At 41.2% G+C, this 18,333-nt stretch carries 24 protein-coding genes and 1 other annotated feature; of the genes, 12 read left to right on the top strand and 12 right to left on the bottom strand.

The window, feature by feature from the left end; translation table 11 throughout:
* Positions 1-27: 27 nt before the first annotated feature.
* The gene (locus PU629_RS02515) at positions 28-837 is read right to left on the bottom strand and encodes a PP2C family serine/threonine-protein phosphatase (RefSeq protein ID WP_275282698.1); all 810 of its coding nucleotides are present in this window, start codon (positions 835-837) and stop codon (positions 28-30) included.
* The gene (locus PU629_RS02520; protein ID WP_275282699.1) at positions 834-1,301 is read right to left on the bottom strand and encodes an HIT family protein; all 468 of its coding nucleotides are present in this window, start codon (positions 1,299-1,301) and stop codon (positions 834-836) included. Before PU629_RS02520 ends, PU629_RS02515 begins: the two co-directional genes overlap by 4 nt.
* A gap of 61 nt (positions 1,302-1,362) precedes the next feature.
* Positions 1,363-1,592, bottom strand: a binding site (T-box leader).
* A gap of 361 nt (positions 1,593-1,953) precedes the next feature.
* On the opposite strand from PU629_RS02520, the gene PU629_RS02525 reads away from it, so the two are divergent.
* From PU629_RS02525 to PU629_RS02545, 5 genes are all read left to right on the top strand, one after another.
* The gene (locus PU629_RS02525) at positions 1,954-2,649 is read left to right on the top strand and encodes a FadR/GntR family transcriptional regulator (protein WP_275282700.1); all 696 of its coding nucleotides are present in this window, start codon (positions 1,954-1,956) and stop codon (positions 2,647-2,649) included.
* Positions 2,646-3,854: a CynX/NimT family MFS transporter gene (locus PU629_RS02530; protein ID WP_275282701.1), complete on the top strand. Its 1,209-nt coding sequence runs from the start codon at positions 2,646-2,648 to the stop codon at positions 3,852-3,854. The genes PU629_RS02525 and PU629_RS02530 overlap by 4 nt, the downstream gene beginning before the upstream one ends.
* 259 nt (positions 3,855-4,113) lie before the next feature.
* The gene (locus PU629_RS02535; protein WP_275282702.1) at positions 4,114-4,575 is read left to right on the top strand and encodes a hypothetical protein; all 462 of its coding nucleotides are present in this window, start codon (positions 4,114-4,116) and stop codon (positions 4,573-4,575) included.
* A gap of 135 nt (positions 4,576-4,710) precedes the next feature.
* The gene (locus PU629_RS02540) at positions 4,711-5,208 is read left to right on the top strand and encodes a hypothetical protein (RefSeq protein ID WP_275282703.1); all 498 of its coding nucleotides are present in this window, start codon (positions 4,711-4,713) and stop codon (positions 5,206-5,208) included.
* Positions 5,209-5,404: 196 nt separating this feature from the next.
* Entirely contained in the window at positions 5,405-5,500 is a 96-nt protein-coding gene (locus PU629_RS02545) for a YjcZ family sporulation protein (protein WP_275282704.1), read from the top strand.
* Between the two features lie 545 nt (positions 5,501-6,045).
* On the opposite strand, the gene PU629_RS02550 is transcribed toward PU629_RS02545, so the two are convergent.
* Together PU629_RS02550 and PU629_RS02555 are read right to left on the bottom strand one after the other, a co-directional pair.
* Complete coding sequence (locus tag PU629_RS02550) at positions 6,046-6,564, bottom strand: hypothetical protein (RefSeq protein WP_275282705.1); 519 nt, start codon at positions 6,562-6,564, stop codon at positions 6,046-6,048.
* A 4-nt stretch (positions 6,565-6,568) separates the two neighbouring features.
* A complete protein-coding gene (locus PU629_RS02555) occupies positions 6,569-7,033 on the bottom strand; it encodes a hypothetical protein (protein ID WP_275282706.1) in 465 nt (154 codons plus the stop codon).
* A 160-nt stretch (positions 7,034-7,193) separates the two neighbouring features.
* On the opposite strand from PU629_RS02555, the gene PU629_RS02560 reads away from it, so the two are divergent.
* Positions 7,194-8,156: a DMT family transporter gene (locus PU629_RS02560; protein WP_275282707.1), complete on the top strand. Its 963-nt coding sequence runs from the start codon at positions 7,194-7,196 to the stop codon at positions 8,154-8,156.
* A gap of 202 nt (positions 8,157-8,358) precedes the next feature.
* Here PU629_RS02560 and PU629_RS22525 read toward each other — a convergent pair whose 3' ends face one another.
* A complete protein-coding gene (locus tag PU629_RS22525; RefSeq protein ID WP_481900495.1) occupies positions 8,359-8,487 on the bottom strand; it encodes a winged helix-turn-helix transcriptional regulator in 129 nt (42 codons plus the stop codon).
* Positions 8,488-8,694: 207 nt separating this feature from the next.
* Here PU629_RS22525 and PU629_RS02565 point away from each other — a divergent pair, with 207 nt between their 5' ends.
* The 4 genes from PU629_RS02565 (at position 8,695) to PU629_RS02580 (ending at position 10,840) form a co-directional block, all read left to right on the top strand.
* Positions 8,695-9,246: an NADPH-dependent FMN reductase gene (locus tag PU629_RS02565; protein WP_275282708.1), complete on the top strand. Its 552-nt coding sequence runs from the start codon at positions 8,695-8,697 to the stop codon at positions 9,244-9,246.
* Positions 9,247-9,545: 299 nt separating this feature from the next.
* Complete coding sequence (locus tag PU629_RS02570) at positions 9,546-9,716, top strand: helix-turn-helix transcriptional regulator (RefSeq protein WP_275284338.1); 171 nt, start codon at positions 9,546-9,548, stop codon at positions 9,714-9,716.
* Positions 9,716-10,156: a branched-chain amino acid ABC transporter substrate-binding protein gene (locus PU629_RS02575; protein WP_275282709.1), complete on the top strand. Its 441-nt coding sequence runs from the start codon at positions 9,716-9,718 to the stop codon at positions 10,154-10,156. The genes PU629_RS02570 and PU629_RS02575 overlap by 1 nt, the downstream gene beginning before the upstream one ends.
* A 54-nt stretch (positions 10,157-10,210) precedes the next feature.
* Positions 10,211-10,840 carry a chloramphenicol phosphotransferase CPT family protein gene (locus tag PU629_RS02580; protein WP_275282710.1) on the top strand — a complete coding sequence of 210 codons (630 nt, stop codon included), beginning with the start codon at positions 10,211-10,213 and terminating at the stop codon, positions 10,838-10,840.
* Between the two features lie 299 nt (positions 10,841-11,139).
* Here the strand turns inward: PU629_RS02580 and PU629_RS02585 are convergent, their stop codons facing one another.
* Positions 11,140-12,084, bottom strand: coding sequence for a DMT family transporter (locus tag PU629_RS02585; RefSeq protein ID WP_275284339.1), 945 nt, complete (start codon positions 12,082-12,084; stop codon positions 11,140-11,142).
* 123 nt (positions 12,085-12,207) lie between these two features.
* On the opposite strand from PU629_RS02585, the gene PU629_RS02590 reads away from it, so the two are divergent.
* Positions 12,208-13,080: a helix-turn-helix transcriptional regulator gene (locus PU629_RS02590; protein WP_275282711.1), complete on the top strand. Its 873-nt coding sequence runs from the start codon at positions 12,208-12,210 to the stop codon at positions 13,078-13,080.
* A gap of 150 nt (positions 13,081-13,230) precedes the next feature.
* Here the strand turns inward: PU629_RS02590 and PU629_RS02595 are convergent, their stop codons facing one another.
* From PU629_RS02595 to PU629_RS02610, 5 genes are all read right to left on the bottom strand, one after another.
* Complete coding sequence (locus tag PU629_RS02595) at positions 13,231-13,971, bottom strand: SDR family oxidoreductase (RefSeq protein ID WP_275282712.1); 741 nt, start codon at positions 13,969-13,971, stop codon at positions 13,231-13,233.
* A gap of 21 nt (positions 13,972-13,992) precedes the next feature.
* Positions 13,993-14,343 (bottom strand): MerR family transcriptional regulator, encoded by a 351-nt coding sequence (locus tag PU629_RS02600; RefSeq protein WP_275282713.1) that lies wholly within the window; start codon positions 14,341-14,343, stop codon positions 13,993-13,995.
* Positions 14,344-14,629: 286 nt separating this feature from the next.
* Positions 14,630-15,121, bottom strand: a complete 492-nt coding sequence (locus PU629_RS22530; protein ID WP_481900469.1) for a CBO0543 family protein — start codon at positions 15,119-15,121, stop codon at positions 14,630-14,632.
* A 41-nt stretch (positions 15,122-15,162) separates the two neighbouring features.
* Positions 15,163-15,654, bottom strand: coding sequence for a MarR family winged helix-turn-helix transcriptional regulator (locus tag PU629_RS02605; protein ID WP_275282714.1), 492 nt, complete (start codon positions 15,652-15,654; stop codon positions 15,163-15,165).
* Positions 15,655-16,126: 472 nt separating this feature from the next.
* Positions 16,127-16,582: a CBO0543 family protein gene (locus PU629_RS02610; protein WP_275282715.1), complete on the bottom strand. Its 456-nt coding sequence runs from the start codon at positions 16,580-16,582 to the stop codon at positions 16,127-16,129.
* A 555-nt stretch (positions 16,583-17,137) separates the two neighbouring features.
* Between PU629_RS02610 and PU629_RS02615 the strand changes: the two genes are divergently transcribed.
* Positions 17,138-17,860: a hypothetical protein gene (locus PU629_RS02615; protein WP_275282716.1), complete on the top strand. Its 723-nt coding sequence runs from the start codon at positions 17,138-17,140 to the stop codon at positions 17,858-17,860.
* Positions 17,861-17,904: 44 nt separating this feature from the next.
* Here PU629_RS02615 and PU629_RS02620 read toward each other — a convergent pair whose 3' ends face one another.
* Positions 17,905-18,075, bottom strand: a complete 171-nt coding sequence (locus PU629_RS02620) for an aspartyl-phosphate phosphatase Spo0E family protein (RefSeq protein ID WP_343076301.1) — start codon at positions 18,073-18,075, stop codon at positions 17,905-17,907.
* Positions 18,076-18,333: the final 258 nt, after the last annotated feature.

The raw sequence follows: 18,333 nt of genomic DNA on the forward strand, positions 1-18,333 counted from the left end.
CCCCATCCCAAAGACTCTTTTTATGTTTTATGGTTTTTTAGAACCTATATCACTGGGCATGAGCGCATCGTCTGTGTTAATGACTTCCCAAGAAATGATTGTGGTGCTATCTCGAACATTTTTCTCTTTTATTTTATTTAACAAGGCAATAACACCTTCTTTAATTGGAACAGATTCAATCATATGGAATATATCTTTTGGTGAACTCAAGTTGGCATTCGGGCATTCAAGCAATCCATCTGTTGTCAAAAATAGTTGTGTTTTTCCTTTTCTCATTTCTTTTATACCTGTACTAAAACAAGGTATGGAATAATTAAAGGCACTTACTTGACCGATCCATTCATAAAAGCTTCTATGGTTCTGTTGATATTCACCTAAAGCGGAGAGCTCAGGGTGATTTAGATAGAGAGCACAATCGCCAATCGATAACCAAAAGATATATCGCCCTTTTCTACACACAATTAAACAAGCCGTTTCTCCCTTTATTTTTTGACATTCTTCTCTAAATTCCTTACTTGAGAATACAGATAGTAGGAAGTTATTAACCTCATGAAAAGCCTGATTGATCCTTAAATTCAATAAATCAATCAGCTTCTCTTGATTATATTTTATAGTGGAAATAATCAATTCAGCACTTTGAGCCGTGTTATGAGCATCAAGTAAAATAACAAATTCCCAATCTTCATCTGCCCAAATCAAACATCCATCTTCATTCTTGTATTGTCCCGCTGAAGAATTGCCTCCAAACCGACCAATTACCATATTGTTGCTGAATTCCAGAACATTTAATTCATCAATGTAATGTTTTTGGCTGCCTACCCACGAAAACTCATTCATCCCTTTTCACTTCGATCGTCTTCAGTCTCCAAAAAACTTTTTATCCGTTCGCAAAGTTCAATAACCTGTTCATTTCCTCCCATTGGCGCCTCTTCCCAACCGTAGACGGCCATTGGACCCCAAAATTCCTCAGGTGTATTAGGGTAACGGGCGACCAAATGCAGATGTAAATGGGGGACCGAATTACCTGAAACAAGCGCATAAATGTGTTCCGCCTTTTCACTTTCCTTTAAGGCCCTGCTTACTCTTGCCATAATAACACCAAAGGCCGTTGCCTCTTCCGTTGTCATCTCAGCAAGAGTTGGAACATGCCTTTTTAAATCGATCATTATGTGACCTAAGTAATTGGGCTGTCCACTTTTGTCAATATGGCCAACATACACATAGTCATCTTCGTAAATAGTTGTTCCCGCTGTTTTAATCATTCCCTTATGCTTATTACAAATAAAGCAATCTTGGTCCATGACCTACTCCTCCTAATCATTCTTGTTTATTAAGAAAGAAATAAAAAAATCCTACCGCCTCAAAAGAGACGATAAGATCGATTTACCGTGGTACCACTCTTCTTAGTTCGCTTATTGAAAAAAATATAAACAAACTATCTCAAAACTCGATGACGGAAGTGAACCGTATAGATTTACCTATCAATCTATCCACTCATAGGCGAGTTGGGGAATTTCATTGACTCTCTTTCACCAATAAAACAGCTCTCTAAACAATGAAATCGCCTTAATACTCCTAATCATAGTGTTTCATATATGGATAAGCCGAAATTTTATTAAAATTATAAATTGATAATCAAGTCTCGTCAAGTCAAATTATAGGGAACCAATCATCCGTTTAACTTGTGTGAAACTGCGCAACCAATTATGTGCCTACTGACAATGCTCGGGCAATAACCATTAGTAGAAAAACATCCAAATTTGTTGACATGAAAACACTGCCTTATGGGAAAAAGAGTGTCAGTGGGGCTACACGCAAAATGGTCCCAGAATTCATGCTCGTGACGGCTACGCCAATCGCAAACCTTAATCATTTACAGAATATAAATTCCAGTTTAAACTAGATAGGGATACAAAATACCCAATCATCCGATGTTTGGAGGTGTGCAGGCAGATGGAACTTCAAAGAACAAGACGTGCTTCACTTGTGGAGCAGGTGGTCCAACAGATGGAAGAGTTGATTGAATCGGGTGAATGGGAAGTTGGTTCACGAATCCCTAATGAATTAAGTCTTTCTAAGCAACTAGGGGTGAGCCGAAATACAATTAGAGAAGCGGTCCGCGCGCTTGTCTATTCTGGTCTTTTAACTGTCAAACAAGGTGATGGCACATTTGTTCACTCAAACAGTGCCCTCGAGGGAGTCTTGATGAGGCGACTTACACGAACGGATATCACAGAAACTCTGGAAGTCCGTTTTGCGCTTGAACAAGAAGCGGCGCAATTGGCAGCCTTAAGAAGAACGAATGAGGAGCTTGAAGCGTTGCGGAAGGTGCACAAAGACCTCATTTCGATCAATGTGGAAACGAATGGAAAAGACTACATTGAGGCAGATCTTACGTTTCACAGCCTTGTTGTCAAAAGCTCCCACAACCAGTTATTGATTGATTTATATGATTCGATCATGCAATCGGTTCGAGAATCAATAAGCGGTACGATTGGAAAAATAGAGAGGTTCGATCCTCATCCTACTTTTAATCAACAACTCATTGAAGCTATCGCTCAGAAAAAAACGGAGGCTGCGAGCCGCATTGTCCGTGATTATATTCAGGCCACTCAAACTGCTTGGGAGGAATTAGGAGGAGAAAAATGACACAACCATTTAATCAAGCAAAAGGTACAGCCATACGACGTGCATCTCGTGCGGGACTGGTTATGCTAGTTCTGGATGTTTTACTAGTCGCGGCTAATCTGCGGGCTCCGATAACAGGATTAAGTCCATTAATTGATGATATTCGTCAGGCAACGGGTATTGGGAATGCCTTAGCGGGATTACTGACCACATTGCCTTTACTTGCTTTTGCCGTATTTTCGCTGATTGCGCCGAAATTAGCAAGGCGTATCGGTATTGAAAGAACTTTATATATGGGATTAATTTTAATTGCTTTTGGCCTTATTTTTCGATTTTTGGCACCCGTTTGGATGTTATTTGTCGGAACGGTCTTTGCCGGAGTGGGGATCGCGATGGGAAATGTTCTCTTACCCGGCCTGATTAAGCGTGATTTTCCTGATAATGTTGGGATTATGATGGGGGCTTATGCGGTTGTCATGAATGGGATTGCTGCGCTGGCATCCGGAATCAGTGTCCCGCTAGCCGATGAATTAGGTCTTGGCTGGCACGGCGCACTGTCTATATGGCTACTATTAACAGTGGTGACTTTATTGATATGGATTCCGCAATTACGCTTGCAACATAAACCATCCGCTTCAGCATCGCTTAACGGAAAAGGGATGTGGCGGTCTTCCTTGGCTTGGCAAGTGACCTTTTTCATGGGATTACAGTCCCTCATGTTTTACACGATGATTGCTTGGCTGCCTTCTATTTTAAAAGTTGAAGGGTTTAGTGAATCCACCGCTGGATGGCTTTTATCCCTTATGCAATTTGTCAGTTTGCCTACATCATTTCTGACACCTATTATCGCTGGGCGTTTTAAAGGACAGAGGAGTCTTGTCACCGTAATAGAGATCGGCCTTCTTATCAGTTTCTTGGGGCTTTTGATTGGGAATACCTGGGTTAGTGTTATAAGTGTTCTGATCTTCGGATTCGTGGGAGGGGCAAGCTTCAGTCTAGCAACAATGTTCTTCGTATTACGCACCAAAACGTCCCATCAATCAGCCGAATTATCAGGAATGGCCCAATCGATCGGTTACTTACTAGCCGCCATCGGACCCACCTTGATTGGCCTCATTCACGACATCACCACCAGCTGGTCCGTCCCACTCATACTCTTGGTCATCACAGCCATCCTATTCTGGCTCGCCGGAATGGGCTCCGGAAAAAACACCTATGTAGAATGAAACACGGGGACGGATCTCGCGTTTCATTCGAATTCCGAATGAAACGAAGGGACGGTTCTGGTGTTTCATCTAGCACTCTTCACGCCGTAATGGACACACCTAAGAGGTAGCACGACCACGGCCCTGGCCCACTTTGAGCCGTGATTCAATGGCATTCAACTAAATTGGATAGGGTAACACCCATTTGTAAATGAACAAGCTGTTAGGCCGGCGACTAGAGAATACCATGGTATGAATTCAAATAAAAGGAGTGCGTGTCATGTATTCTGGCTATACAGCTCCATTTAATGGGTATTCCTATTCGCGGCCAGCTTATTTCTATACAACTCCCATTCAATGGGGAACCGCTGATCCGATAAACCTGGTAAACCGGGATGAGAGGCAAAAAGGCTCTTATTCTCCTCCGCTCCCAAGACCACCGGGCTCTCAGCATCCGAATACACCGCCTGGTCATGGCCATGGGCACGAAGCCGGGCCACCCACTGCACCACCGCCATCCTTCGTTCCCAAACAAAACGTAGAAACTCATGCTGTCAATTCAACGAATATTAGAAGATGTCTGTTCAGATATACGTACGTCCGCTTGAAAGGGCATGAACCATTTTGGTTTTATCCCACCTCCATTGGCCGCCACTCCGTTTCAGGATACCGGTGGACAGGACGAAGATGGCTTTATATGGGTCTAGACCTGCGACAAGTTATATCCTTTACTTGTTATTAGAACGAAGGGGACGGTTCTCCAGTTTCACTAAAACTGTGAAACGCGAGAACCGTCCCCACGTTTCACCCAGCGACTGTTAAGTTTGTTGATTAAAGGGGATACTTTTTATGACTTAAGTTCTAGAGGGTGTCGGTTATGGTTAAACGCGTGTTGCGTCATATCTACAATTTTTTTAACGGCCACTGTTACGTGGCTGTTCTTCATGGTTGGTTATTTACAGGATTTGGACAATTTTATAATAGCCAATATTTAAAAGGGTTACTATTTGCAATTCCTAATTATCTCAACAATCACCTGGGGCATCTGAATGAAGCCATTTTATATAGCTTTACGGGTGATATAGAAAAGTCCAAATTAGTTTTAAACTATCAATGGATTTTAAATTACCCATCCTTTTTTTCTTATGCCCACTGGGATGCTTATAAATCAGGTTACATAAGAGATAAAAATGAGAAACCACCCATCAGCCACTCGATCCCTTTTATTTTAAGTGCCATGTTTGCAACCGTCGGGATTACGTATGGAAGAAAAAACTACATAGGTCCCGTTTTCACAGGATTAGAATTCTATTTTATAGGATTATTTGTTGGAATCATTATCGTCAAAATCTCTAACATTTTAAATAAGGATTAGAAACGCGGAAACGCGGGGACGGTTCTCCTGTTTCATTGAAGTTTTGAAACGCGAGAACCGTCCCTGCGTTTCAGTCCCCGCGTTTCATTAATGCTGGGCGATTTACACGATTTTTAAAAATTGTTATGTCCAACTAGTACAAAAAAAATTTATTATCGTATTATAAATTATCCTTTAAGTAAAGGTGGTGTTACTTATGGCTTACGCAGGAGGCGGAATGGGAGCAGGTTTTGCTCTTATCGTTGTGTTGTTCATTCTTTTGATCATCGTAGGTACTTCATATGTCTACTAAGACTAAAACCACCTAGTCGTGTAGCCTTTTGATGACACCTTTTTCAAATAGCGCCCTACCGCTTAGGGCGCTATTTTTGTTGTGGAAAAACGCGGGGACGGTTCTCCTGTTTCACTCAAGCAGTGAAACGCGAGAACCGTCCCCGCGTTTCACTCGCGTTTCACTCGCGTTTCACTCGCGTTTCACTCGCGTTTCACTCGCGTTTCACTCGCGTTTCACTCGCGTTTCACTCGCGTTTCACTCGCGTTTCACTCGCGTTTCACTCGCGTTTCACTCGCGTTTCACTCGCGTTTCACTCGCGTTTCACTCGCGTTTCACTCGCGTTTCACTCGCGTTTCACTCGCGTTTCACTCGCGTTTCACTCGCGTTTCACTCGCGTTTCACTCGCGTTTCACTCGCGTTTCACTCGCGTTTCACTCGCGTTTCACTCGCGTTTCACTCGCGTTTCACTCGCGTTTCACTCGCGTTTCACTCGCGTTTCACTCGCGTTTCACTCGCGTTTCACTCGCGTTTCACTCGCGTTTCACTCGCGTTTCACTCGCGTTTCACTTGTTTGATGGGTTAGGATGAAACGATTCTTTATAGCATTTGATACAAAAGTGATACAACAGCACATCGATTAACATGATGAAGGTGTAGAGGGGCAATGAATAAATCAGTTTCCACCCGTGATAATTGTAGACGTGCAAGCGGTTGGCGATAAATTCAATTCCGATTGCAAAAAAGGACCAAGCAATTATATATAAAACGAAGCGAATCCCTTTTAAATGGAAGTAATCATAGAGGAAAATAAATAGGTAAACAAAAGGCGGGTAGATCGCATACATGATAAGGTCAAATAATTCGTATTTGCTCGAATCCGTTAAGTCGTAGAGATTGTAGGGGTTAACAGCGATGGTATGATCTAAAATCTTCGGCAATGCGATGCTATATAAAATCTGAATAGCGGTTATGACGGTTGGAAATCTCTTGGGTAAAAGGAGATAGAGAAAAATGCTTAAAACGATGATGATGATGATAAACCATTCGTTTTGATCGAAGTGTTTTGGTAAATATAGGATCATTTGTTTAATATCCTTTCGTCAATTGATGTCTGAACCATTTCCAGAATACGAACGCAATCACAACACAAAACGACCATTCTAGAAAGGAATAAAAGACATTCCAATGTCTATTTTGGAGAACGCCAATCCAAATAAAGATGTATTCAATTAAAATCAAGACTAAGACAGTCACCAATAAATGAATAGCGATAACGATTTTAGAGGTATAGGCTAAGATGAGGTTAAATGACCAAATGATAATTAGAGGATATAAAAATAATCTTTTTAAGGCATGTGTCCAAAATAAGGACAATTTTTGGGAAACGTGATAGTACTCTAAATTGACTGTAATGATAGACGAGATGGTGTGGTTAATAATCCAAACGAGAAACCAAAGGGAAATAATCTCTAACGCGGAAATTCTTCGTGCTTTAGAGAAGAAAAGGGTCCCGAGGATAAGTAAGATGTACAAAAAGATGGATAATATCATTTCCAATTTTCTCCCAATAGTTTGATTGATTTTGTTTCTAAGATTAAGATTACCTATATGCTAAGAATTATTTATAATAGTGAGGGACGGTTCGTGCGTTTTATTCGGTTTTCGAATGAAACGCGAGAACCGTCCCCATGTTTCGGTGAGGGGGATATAGTTGGATCAGACTTTTTTAAAGCAGAATAATCGCAGCGTTGAGCAGCATCCTGCTTCTCATGGCTTTCAATGGCTGTTTGGATTACTCTTAATTACTTTATCGACTGTTATATGGGGTTACAGCAATGTGGTGATTCGTCAAGGTGAGACAACGATTGCGCCAAGTGTGCTTTTGTGGGTTCGATTTGTGATCGCAAGCTTGATCTTGTCGCCTGCTCTATTTCGCCATTCTTTGTCGCTCAAGAGCTTGGTGACAGGGCTCGCAACAGGCAGTTTACTCGGAGTCGTTGTCCTGGCTCAAGGCTGGTCCATGCTGTCCGTACCTGTGGACGAAGTGGCTTTTATCACGTCTCTTTATGTGATTTTTACCCCATTCGGAATAGCCGCTATTCAAAGAAAGCTGCCTTCCAAAATGATATGGGGGGCCGTTCCTCTGAGTCTGATCGGTGTCGTGCTAATGATCGGGAAGCTGACCTTTCATTTGCAGATTGGGATCATCGGTTCACTTATTGCCGCCCTCGCTGCAACCGGGCAAATCATTGGGACCACATCGCTCGCAAGGACGGTATCTGCCGTCCAATTGGCAGCACTACAAGCAATCGGCGCGGGTCTATTCATGACACTAGTCGTCGGTGTGCAAGGGAGCATCTCCCCTTCGATTTATAAGGGGCTCTTTCAGTGGTCCATAACCGAATGGATCTGGATTGGATACTTAGCTGTTTTTTCTACTGTCGTTGCCATCTTCCTGCAATCTTGGGGGCAAAGAAGAGTGACCGCCACAGAGGCAGCCTTGGCTTTTAATATGGAGCCCGTATGGACAGCGGTCTTTGCCTGGGTGATTCTCTCCCAAGGCATGACGAGCATACAAATCATCGGCGCTGTATTAATTGTCGGAAGTCTAGCGGTGATCTCGAAGCCGAAACAGGCAGTGAAAAATCGCCTTGATTTATTACCAGAAAAATGACAGGACTGTCACATTCAGCCTGCCATTTTGTTAGTTCCGTACAATTGATCAAGCACGTGAAAAATTGAAAAAAGAGCTCACAAAAATGGAGATAAAAAGAGGCCGCCTTCAAAAGTAGAACTTTTGAGACGACCGCTTTTTTATTGACTAGTTTCTATTGTATGTTCTCCATAAAACTCATCAGCCCCATGTATGCAGAGACTCAAAGATTGGCGTAATGCCTTTTTTTGTATTCTGTTATTGAATAGTCAACCTTTTGAGGAACCTGAGCGTATACTTTTCGACTTATAAGGGTGTGATACTCTAAATCTCTTAATGGAGTGGGCAGTATTTTTCTCGGTTAAAACGCAAAGTTCCATGTGAAATAGATTACAGAATAACCTTTTTGCCTTTTCCATGATTTGAGCAAGACCACATGAGACGTTTTGCTTCCGCCCTAAAGCTGTCCTTTGATATACTATGATACATTAATGTGCCTAAGCATATGTTGGTTTTAAGGTAACGGTAAAGCCAAATGGAAATAGGGAGGTCCTTTATCATGACAAACACTCAATTAAATATAGGAATTATTCTGGGCAGCACGCGTCAAGGCCGTGTCAGTCCACAGGTCGGAGAATGGGTAAAAGGAATCGCTGACGGACGCGGAGACGCTAATTATGAAATCGTGGATATTGCGGAATATAATCTTCCATTTTTTGGGACAACAGATGGAACGGAGCCTGGGGTAGCAGCTTGGAATCAAAAACTTGCCAGCCTGGACGGGTTCGTCTTTATTGTTTCTGAATACAATCACAGCCTGTCAGGAGCGTTAAAAAATGCCTTGGATTCTGCTCGTGAGGCATGGAATAACAAAGCAGCAGGTATCGTCAGCTATGGGTCAACGGGCGGGGCTCGTGCCGCTGAGCATTTGCGTGGCATCTGTGCAGAATTGCTAATCGCGGATGTGAAAACTCATCCAACCCTATCTCTATTTACAGACTTTGAAAACTTCTCGACATTTAAGCCCGCTGACTTGCATCAAAGCAATATCCATTTAATGCTTGACCAGGTGAACGCTTGGAGCAGCGCCTTAAAAACATTAAGAAAATAAGCAACGATCATGATCCAAAAGAGAATCGGTTATCAGATACTGCCCCTGAGTAGTGGATGATAGTCGATTTTTTTATGCGGTCAACTGGTTGAAGGGAGTTTAAAAAACTTTTTTCAAAAAGTAAAGCCGCCTATTTGGCTAGCGACTTGCCATCGCCCTTTTGGTCACTTGAAAGGCTTGAATAACGAGTGCCTATCATGTAACATATATATTGAATTATGTAATATATATGTTGCACGTATGCTTTAAGGAAGTGAATAAATAAAGTGGACAATAACGTGAGAGTTGCGCGAGTTCAAATGAATCTCACCCAACAACAATTGGCTGAGAAGATTGGGGTGACCAGGCAGACAATCAGTCTAATTGAAAAAGGAACATACAACCCAAGCTTAAAACTATGTTTGGAAATCTGTTACGCCGTTAATAAAACACTCGATGAATTATTTTGGATCGAAAGGGAGAGGGGTTAATGATGAAAGGGTTTAATAAAATTAAGGATGAAAGGCTGCTCTTAATCCAGTTAAAAAATATTCGTATCGTCTTTTTCTTTCAAAACCTGTGTATGATCGCTTTGTTAGTCTATGACGGAATTAAAGATGGATTCGTGCAGGTCACACAAAATCCGTTATGGATCATTTGGGTCTTTTCAGCTGCTCTACTCGCCTTCCTCAACTTAAGAATTTCAGTAGAGATGGAATCGGGAAAACCAAATAAAAGGAAGGCTCCCTATTATGAAAAAGTAGGGATGTCGCTCGCAATTGGCCTCATCATCGGTTTGATTATGAGGCTGTCTGGCAGTCCGACTCGGGACTCATTAATAACGGGAAGTGTGATTTTTATTTGTGTGCTAATTCCAAGTTCGATCATTCATTATTTGAGAAAAAAACAGTCACAGGATTTTGATGATTAAACCAGGCTCACCTGTCACGAATGAGCCCCGCACAATTTTGCAGAAGAGAGAGGAGTGTTGAACCTGAATCACCTTGGTCAAATCGTCATTTTAAACGGAGCGCCGCGGTCTGGAAAATCAAGTCTGGCCTCTATTATTCAGGAGTCTTTTGATGGGGTTTGGATGAATTTAGGGGTAGATGCTTTCATGAAGATGACCCCGGACCGCTATCAGCCTGGAATAGGTTTGAGACCAGGAGGCGAACGCCCTGACCTGGAGCCCATTATAGAAATCTTGTATCAAGCCATGTACGAGTCGATCGCCGCCCACAGTCGCTTAGGACTAAATGTTGTAGTGGATGTTGGCCATCATGATTGTTATTCCACCTCGAGAGGAATTCTTGGTCACTGCGCTCAAGTGCTGAAGGATTTCCCTGTTTTATTTGTCGGTATCCGTTGTCCGTTAGAGATGATCATGGAGCGGCGACTGGCAACATGGAAGGCGGGTTACACAGAGGAGGGGACTGTCCCGCACCCGGTGAAACTGTGGCAGGAATCGGTTCATGTACCTGGAATCTATGATCTGGAACTTGATACATCGGTTTTGAGCCCGAAAGAAGGTGCAGCGCTTATCCGAGAGCGTTTAGAAAAAGATCCGTATGGCACAGCCTTCAAGCAAATAGCTGAGAATGACGAATCCCGCTAAACGAACGTGCGGGTCTTGATTGAGGGGGCTCTTCAGTGGCTGGCTCCGTTTTCGCGATCGGTTTGAGAATTAATAAGCGGAGAAATTCCGCTTATTAGATAAAAAGGAAGCGTGGTAAGCTGATTTAAGCGGAGAAATTCCGCTTAATGACACTTAATAAGCCAAAATCCAAGGCTTTGGATACGGATAAACGGAAAAACTCCGCTTATTTTTCAGGAAATAAGGGTATTTCCCAATTTAAACGGAAAAACTCCGCTTATTTTCCAAGCAGCGTCGTGGGGGGATAACAAAAGCCCCTCTTAAGCTGAGCTTTGAGGGACTTTCTGGATGGGGGCCGATGAAATTGTTTTTTTATTGAAAGCTAATAAGAGAAGCATGCCAAAAATGCAGACGGTACCCACCCATTGGAAGGCGCCAAAAGGTTCTTTTAACCAGAAAACGGTGGCGAGGACAGCCGAAAGAGGTTCAAGGCTGCCTAGAAGACTCGTCTCTTTTGGCGATAGACTTTTTAAACTTTCAATGAAAAACCAGAAGGCGATCATGGTCCCAAATAGGATGACAAAGGCCAAATATAAAGAAAACCTTAGGGGGATGGCAGTGAGATGGATTTGCCAAGCTGGGTGGATGAAGCTTAGGGCAACACCGCCGATTATCATGGCCCACCCGACAATAACAAGCGAATCGTATTTTTTCAGGAGATTAACCGCATATAGCGTGTAAAAGGCAGCCGCAACACCTGAAAGAATGCCCCAAAAGACAGCTGGTGTTGAAACAGATAATCGTGTTAGAGAGCCATTTGTTAATAAGAAAAAACAACCAACGATTGATAAACCAACAATCATCAGATCCCGTTTAGTTAAAACGGTTTGTTTGCGTAAAATTAAATAAATGATGATCATAACCGGTGACAGATTTTGCAGGAGGGTGGCGACCGCCGCATTCCCATAGTTAATGGCTGCCATATAAGTATATTGAACGCCGAGCATCCCAATTAGCCCAAAAATGATGAGCTGAGAAGCCGTCCTTTTGTGCTTCCAAACGCCAATGATTTGTGAGCGATTGTTGCCGCATGTTTTGATGGCTAGCAGTAAAAAGCCAGCGACAAGTAGACGGGTGGTCACAAGCCAATTGACATCGATTGAATACTCTTTAAAGAGTTCATTCGAAACCGTCCCGCCAATCCCCCAGAAAATGGTACCTATAATCACAAGAATGAACCCCTTCATTCTATTAGGCTTGATCATAACCACACACCCGCCTCTTATATAAAAATAATGTTATTATAGCTTTATAATAAAGGTCTGCCTCCTTTTAAAATACTGATATCGAATAAAAAAATATAAGGATATTGAGGTGGAGGTAATAGGATGAACCATTTTGAGATCGATCGAGATTTAAAAGAACTGACCAAACATCGAACGGTTGACCTACCTCTAGCTTGTTACGAGACAACCATTAATCAAAATATACATGGTCATATACCGCTGCATTGGCACGAAGAGATTCAATTTGTACGAATGATAAAGGGGGAAGCGGTTTTTAAAATAAATGGTGCTAGTATTTCAATTAGGGAAGGGGACGGATTATTTATAAATAGCGGTTGTTTGCATTCCGCTGAGGACTTCTATCCATCTAATGGCACCTATATTTGTTTAAATGTCTCACCGCATTTCGTTTTAAATCCAGAGCTTTATACCACCTATGTCGATCCTTACTTGCGAGCAACCAATTTGCCCTTTTTGCACCTGGAGGCTAAGGAACCTTGGGCAAAAAATATCTTAGAAGCCATTCTTCAAATCAAGCAATTCATCCAACAGCAATCCCCATTTTTTGAAATTGAGACGACGGTGCAGTTAACTTTAATTTGGCAAAACCTAATGGTTAATGGATTTCATCTGGAATATGATCCATTGAAAGTGCAAAAAGATCAGCGAATGAAGCAAATGCTGAATTGGATTCATCAACATTATACAGAAAAAGTGTTGTTAGAAGATATAGCGAAAGCAGGCCAGTTAAGCCGATCCGAATGCTGCCGATACTTCAAGCGAATCTTAAAGACAACACCATTGAATTACGTAACCAATTATCGCATTCGGCGAAGTTCAGTTTTATTAAAACAAACAGATGCGAGTGTTACAGAGGTTTCTTACCAAGTGGGATTTAACAGTACGAGCTATTTTATTGATCAATTCAAGAAAGTGATGGGGAGAACCCCATTAGACTATAAAAAATCTAACTAATATTTGGAGCCGTTTTTTGCAGGCGAGCCCCGTGTCCTGTGTTCACTGGCCGAGTTAAAAGAAAAACACCGCGTTTCCACGGTGTTTCATAATGGGAGCTATCATAGAACCTACTTTTCCAAGACGCCTTGTGAGTAGTTTTAGGAATGCTTAAATAAATCCTCCGTTGACACGTATGGTCTGGCCGGTGATCCATTCTGATTGCTCACTTGCTAAGAATTCGATGACATTGGCGATATCTTCTGGTTCTCCGATACGGCCGAAAGCAATGGATTTTCTAAGTCCTTCAAGTTGCGCCTCTGTTTTTCCTACATTGAATAGCTCGGTGTTAACGGGACCAGGCGCGACGGCATTAATGGTAATTTTCTTGAGCGCAAATTCTTTAGCCAGCTGCCGGGTGAATTGCTCCACAGCGCCTTTTGTTCCGGCATAGACACTGTAGGTCGGAAACATTTGCCCAACGACTGATGTAGAAAGATTAATGATTCTCCCTTTTTCCTCCATGTATTTCATCGCTTGTTGACAAGCAAAAAATGTCCCTTTTACATTCAGATTAAATTGCTTATCATAATCCTCTTCTGTCACTTCATGAATCGCTTTGTAGATGCTCACGCCGGCATTGTTCACGAGAATATCCACTTTTTTAAACGCCTCTAGTGTTTGGGCGAACAAGGCTTCAACACCTGCCACTTGGCTTAGATCAGCTTGAATGGCGATCGCTTCGCCGCCGTTTTGGTTGATGCCCTCGACAACCGCCTGTGCCTTTTCAGCATTACTTGAATAGTTGACAACGACTTTAGCTCCGAGATTCGCTAGCTGTTCCGCGATAGCTCGTCCAATGCCTCGCGAAGCTCCCGTGATAATCGCGACTTTTCCTGCTAATTTTTGCATCGTATTTTCCCTCTTTCTTTTTTAAATTTGGTATTTTGCAATCTTCTGTTGGATCTTTTTCAGATTTTCCTCAGCCTCACGAATGTGCTGCAGCACTTTGATTTCTTGCTGTTTCATCATTTCCAACCGCTCGGGAATGGTTTCATCGCCCATCATGGACCAATCAATGAATTGTTTAATCTCTTTGATCGGCATTCCCGTATTCTTCAAGCATAAAATCATTTCCAGATAGTTGAGGGCTTCCTCGTCAAATAGCCGATCTCCTTTCTCAGTTCTTTGGAGGAAGGGGAACAGGCCTTGATCATCATAGTAACGCAATTGAGAAACGGTTAAATCTTTCATTTTGGCAACTTGTCCGATCGTGTAAGTCATCATCGTTTTCTTTGGAAGAACGCCAAAGAGTCACCCCTTTCTATTAAGGATTTCCTATAGGCCAAAGCGAGCGGTTGACTAGAAGTTGCGCTGTTGTAAAAGTAAACTTGGTTTAGTTTTCTAATGGACAATTAAAAAGATACACCTTCAACCTTAGTTGAGGTCAAGGGTTTTGAAAAAAATGTTAAGAGATGCTTCTATTAATAGTGTCCAAAAAGAGTTAAACGCAAAGCCTCTCTTTCATGGATCGTGGGTTTGATCACACAAAAAAAACAAACAAACAGCCCTAATTCTTATTACCTGGGCTGTTAGTTTCTTTTTGTTTTAAATACCTGGATAGCATGTGTTGAATCAACAACAAATTTAATCTCAGAATTATAAATATTAGGGGATAGAGCAATCCAGAGTACCACCATTTCCAACCATTGTAATAAAAAAAATGGAGATGTACGAGGATCGTTTCATAGGTGATTGAGAAAATCGACCAAAAGACTATATAAAGTAGTTTCGTTTGAAGGGATTTGCCTGACGGGAAGAAGTTTAGAAACAGGGTGCTCACTGAAAAGTAAACGGCTGTGATAAAAAGGATGCTGGTCAATTGAACACCGTGTGACTCATATCCATATAAGTTGTATTTCAAATCAAAGATAAGGTCGAACGTTATTCCTAGCCAATAGGCAAAAAAGAAAGTCGAATAGATTTCTATAATCGATATTTTTTTGGGGATGAATATAGCAAGTAAAACCATTAGAGTCATCGTGCTATAGGCAAATACCATTATAAAACTCCCAACTAAAAGAAAATGAAATGGCTTGATCGTTAAGTATAATTAACGCCTTCAATCTTGGCATTAAATATTTTTTTTCTTAAAGAAACCCCTTTATTGGTATCGAGTATCTTCTGACCTACTTTCAAGAAATTCTCCAAGTCTTGTTCAGTTAAAAAACTCATTTTAAAAGGAAAGAAATCTTTTGTCGTTATCGTTTTTATGATCTTTTGGAAAATCTCTTCACCTGTAGGGGTAATCGTTACTTGTTTATACCTGTTACGCTTTGGATCTTGATTGACGGTTATAAATCCCTTGTCCTTTAATGGCTTAAGAAGTCTAGAAACGGTAGAGGTGTGCCAATAACCAATCTCACTAATTTCAGAAGGGGTTAGTGTTTTTTGATTCGTAGTAAGTATGAATAAAATATGCTGTTGGGCGGGTGAAATGTCGTAGATCCTCGCTAATTCGGCCCATTGCTCTTCCATACAAAAATATAACGACCTGACCATTAAAACAAGGTCCTGCTTATAACTGAAATTCAAGCGGATCCCCCTCATTTGTAGTTACACTTGTATTTACAACTAATCATGATTATTGCCCAATAATCGGGTGGATAAACACGAGGAGCGCCCCCCTTTTCTAAATAATGAAATTAAATTAAAAAGGTGTGAGAATGAAGAGGGAAAGACGATTTTAGAGAAGAACACTAATCCGCTTAAATTAAACGCCGTCACCCATTAGGAGTGCAGCAATTTAATGCAGCAAGACCTGCATTCCTTTTACATATATCTGAAAATGACTTAATAAACCTATGCGATAGCGCATCCTAATAAATAGAGAGGAAAAGAAAGAGGGGAAGACGCTTGATCAACACAATCAATTTATGACGTCGTCTTTTCGAGAAAACGAAGACGACTAGATGTTTTCCATCAAGCCATCTTCGTTCATTTTTATACCTGAAAGGGGGTTAGTTTGAATTCAATAGTTGTTCTCACAACTTCTAAAGGATTCTTTTTACAAGCTATCTTTATTCAAATGTCTGAACCACTTGAGGCTTTGTATATTAATTATTAGTAAAACCGGATACATTGGAATGGAAAACCAAATAGTCCAATTGTGATAATAGAAATAACTTAAATGAATCGATAATTCTTCATACAATGTACTAAAAAGTGCCCACATTCCTATGTATATTGCCTTTTTTAAAAGAGTGTTATTAAATGGATAAAAATTTAAAAAAATGCAATTTAAACCGGGGAAAAAACCTAAAATAACAAAAATATAACCCCAATCAACGCCTTTATTGAAGTAACCATATAAATCCAATTTTAAATCAAGGTACACATCAATAAACTGTTGAAAGGCAATAGCGAAAAATGAGGCATACAACATTTCGGCGCCTGTTAATCGCTTCGGCATAAAAAACCAGAAAACATTAATTCCCATAATTACTAAAACGAGTACAATCATTTCAGGTCCTCTCATCCTAAAGCTTCTTAACTTAATGCTTTATTCTGTTAGTTTATCCTATTTTTTGTAAAAATGACTGGGTGACCCTTAATAAGGTGCTTAGTGGTTGTAGGTGCCTATTCCTTTGGGGGTTATGAGAAAATATTTAAAAAAGTGTTAACGGATTCTCTATGTCGTAGGGAAAACACTTCCAAAGCGACTTCCTCGACATGGAGGAACCTTAGGAGAAGTTCATTAACAATAGAACGTCTAGGAGCAGGCTCTCTATGAGGAATGATGAATTTTTGTAAAGATATAACGAGATTTCAAATCTTGTTCCTATTTATTTAAAAGGGAGTTTTATCTAGACTCGAAAAGCTCGGGGGAAGAGGAGAGTTGAAAATGCTTTTTTCATTTTTGATGGATAAGAATTAGTGTTGTTAGCCTAACGACTCGGGATTTTAAAGTTAGTGGATGAGAATTAATCAGTCTCTTAGTTGAATCCAACTAGCTTCTTATCGTTCCGTGTGGTTTCTTCCCGACCATGTAACGACAATTCGGTGAAAGGGTGATTCTATGTTATCTCCTTCAACTAACATTCATAAGGCAAAATGGTTAATGGATAAGCTGTATCCGTTTGAAAGTTATTTGGCTGGAAGTGTTATCCCAGAAGGCTTTGAGGCCTACGCGCGGATTCTTCACCCGGCAACGAGCTTGAAGGATGGGCAACCGGTCACGTGGGCAGAGATTGCTCAATGGTCTGGGCGGATTTACCATCCAGAAATGCAATTTGAATCGATCGGAACGCCAATAAAAGGAAAGCGCTTAGCCGAAAAACCTTGGGATGGCCAGCTTCCCTACTCAATGCCGAACAGTCAATTAAAAGCATTGGCCAATCTCCTTGCTCCTTTTACCCAAACGCCGGATTCCATTTGGTGCCTAGTTTGGGAAGGGCGCGTCGGGCAACTAAAAAAAACAGGGCACCCACTTGTTAGTAAGCCCAATCGACGATATTACCTTTTCAATGGCTGTATTCATGATTTAGGGAGCGACGAGTTTGAGAAAAGCCGTTGTGAACCACCAGAATATTGGTTTCCTGAAGATAAGGCATGGTGTGTGGCTACGGATATGGATATATTTTGGACCTATGTTGGTGGTTCTTATGAATGTGTGGATTCCATATTGCACAGTCGTCAGTTAGAATCGGTCCCAGCCAAACTAAGGAGTGGACTGACCGTCGAATCTGATCGAATCAATTCATTAACTGACGCAGAAAGAGCAATGTGGCAGAATGGCTAACCAACGGCATGCAAGGGCTGTGAGATAAGTTCTGTGGGGGATGCTCAGCTTACAAATGGAGTTAATTTCTTTGTTGCTTGTTGCTTACGATAAATATTCAGAAGTTCGTCCAGTGATTGGCTGCATTTAATCGTCTCTTTATCAGTCAATCCTCTTGTTAATCCCAGGTTAATCATTTGGTCACGTTTTTTATTAATTAACTCTAAAAGATCCACTTTACCTGCCTCTTTCTACTAAATAAATTAAAACTACCTTTTTGATTATAAATTCTCACTCTAGAAACACAATCATTTCGACAAAACGAGTCATTTTTTTTATGACACATTTTTCACAATTTATTTACTTGACATTTTAAAACATATACTTATCTGATGAGACAAAAATAAACAGAAAAATAGAATTGTTGACAACCCCCGTCTGGAGCTTCAAAAACACGGGAAGGAAGGCCTGAATAATGCCTGGGCTCAGAGGGG

It is taken from the genome of Pullulanibacillus sp. KACC 23026 (assembly GCF_029094525.1).
Taxonomy (GTDB): Bacteria; Bacillota; Bacilli; order Bacillales; family Sporolactobacillaceae; genus KACC-23026.

Coding starts and splice junctions, on each gene's coding strand:
- PU629_RS02575 (WP_275282709.1), top strand. CDS start 9,716: ATGATGAAAGGGTTTAATAAAATTAAGGATGAAAGGCTGCTCTTAATC.
- PU629_RS02570 (WP_275284338.1), top strand. CDS start 9,546: ATGAATCTCACCCAACAACAATTGGCTGAGAAGATTGGGGTGACCAGG.
- PU629_RS02525 (WP_275282700.1), top strand. CDS start 1,954: ATGGAACTTCAAAGAACAAGACGTGCTTCACTTGTGGAGCAGGTGGTC.
- PU629_RS02520 (WP_275282699.1), bottom strand. CDS start 1,301: ATGGACCAAGATTGCTTTATTTGTAATAAGCATAAGGGAATGATTAAA.
- PU629_RS02615 (WP_275282716.1), top strand. CDS start 17,138: ATGTTATCTCCTTCAACTAACATTCATAAGGCAAAATGGTTAATGGAT.
- PU629_RS02555 (WP_275282706.1), bottom strand. CDS start 7,033: ATGATATTATCCATCTTTTTGTACATCTTACTTATCCTCGGGACCCTT.
- PU629_RS02610 (WP_275282715.1), bottom strand. CDS start 16,582: ATGATTGTACTCGTTTTAGTAATTATGGGAATTAATGTTTTCTGGTTT.
- PU629_RS02595 (WP_275282712.1), bottom strand. CDS start 13,971: ATGCAAAAATTAGCAGGAAAAGTCGCGATTATCACGGGAGCTTCGCGA.
- PU629_RS02550 (WP_275282705.1), bottom strand. CDS start 6,564: ATGATCCTATATTTACCAAAACACTTCGATCAAAACGAATGGTTTATC.
- PU629_RS02585 (WP_275284339.1), bottom strand. CDS start 12,084: ATGATCAAGCCTAATAGAATGAAGGGGTTCATTCTTGTGATTATAGGT.
- PU629_RS02530 (WP_275282701.1), top strand. CDS start 2,646: ATGACACAACCATTTAATCAAGCAAAAGGTACAGCCATACGACGTGCA.
- PU629_RS02565 (WP_275282708.1), top strand. CDS start 8,695: ATGACAAACACTCAATTAAATATAGGAATTATTCTGGGCAGCACGCGT.
- PU629_RS02600 (WP_275282713.1), bottom strand. CDS start 14,343: ATGACTTACACGATCGGACAAGTTGCCAAAATGAAAGATTTAACCGTT.
- PU629_RS02540 (WP_275282703.1), top strand. CDS start 4,711: ATGGTTAAACGCGTGTTGCGTCATATCTACAATTTTTTTAACGGCCAC.
- PU629_RS02515 (WP_275282698.1), bottom strand. CDS start 837: ATGAATGAGTTTTCGTGGGTAGGCAGCCAAAAACATTACATTGATGAA.
- PU629_RS02545 (WP_275282704.1), top strand. CDS start 5,405: ATGGCTTACGCAGGAGGCGGAATGGGAGCAGGTTTTGCTCTTATCGTT.
- PU629_RS02590 (WP_275282711.1), top strand. CDS start 12,208: ATGAACCATTTTGAGATCGATCGAGATTTAAAAGAACTGACCAAACAT.
- PU629_RS22530 (WP_481900469.1), bottom strand. CDS start 15,121: ATGGTATTTGCCTATAGCACGATGACTCTAATGGTTTTACTTGCTATA.
- PU629_RS02535 (WP_275282702.1), top strand. CDS start 4,114: ATGTATTCTGGCTATACAGCTCCATTTAATGGGTATTCCTATTCGCGG.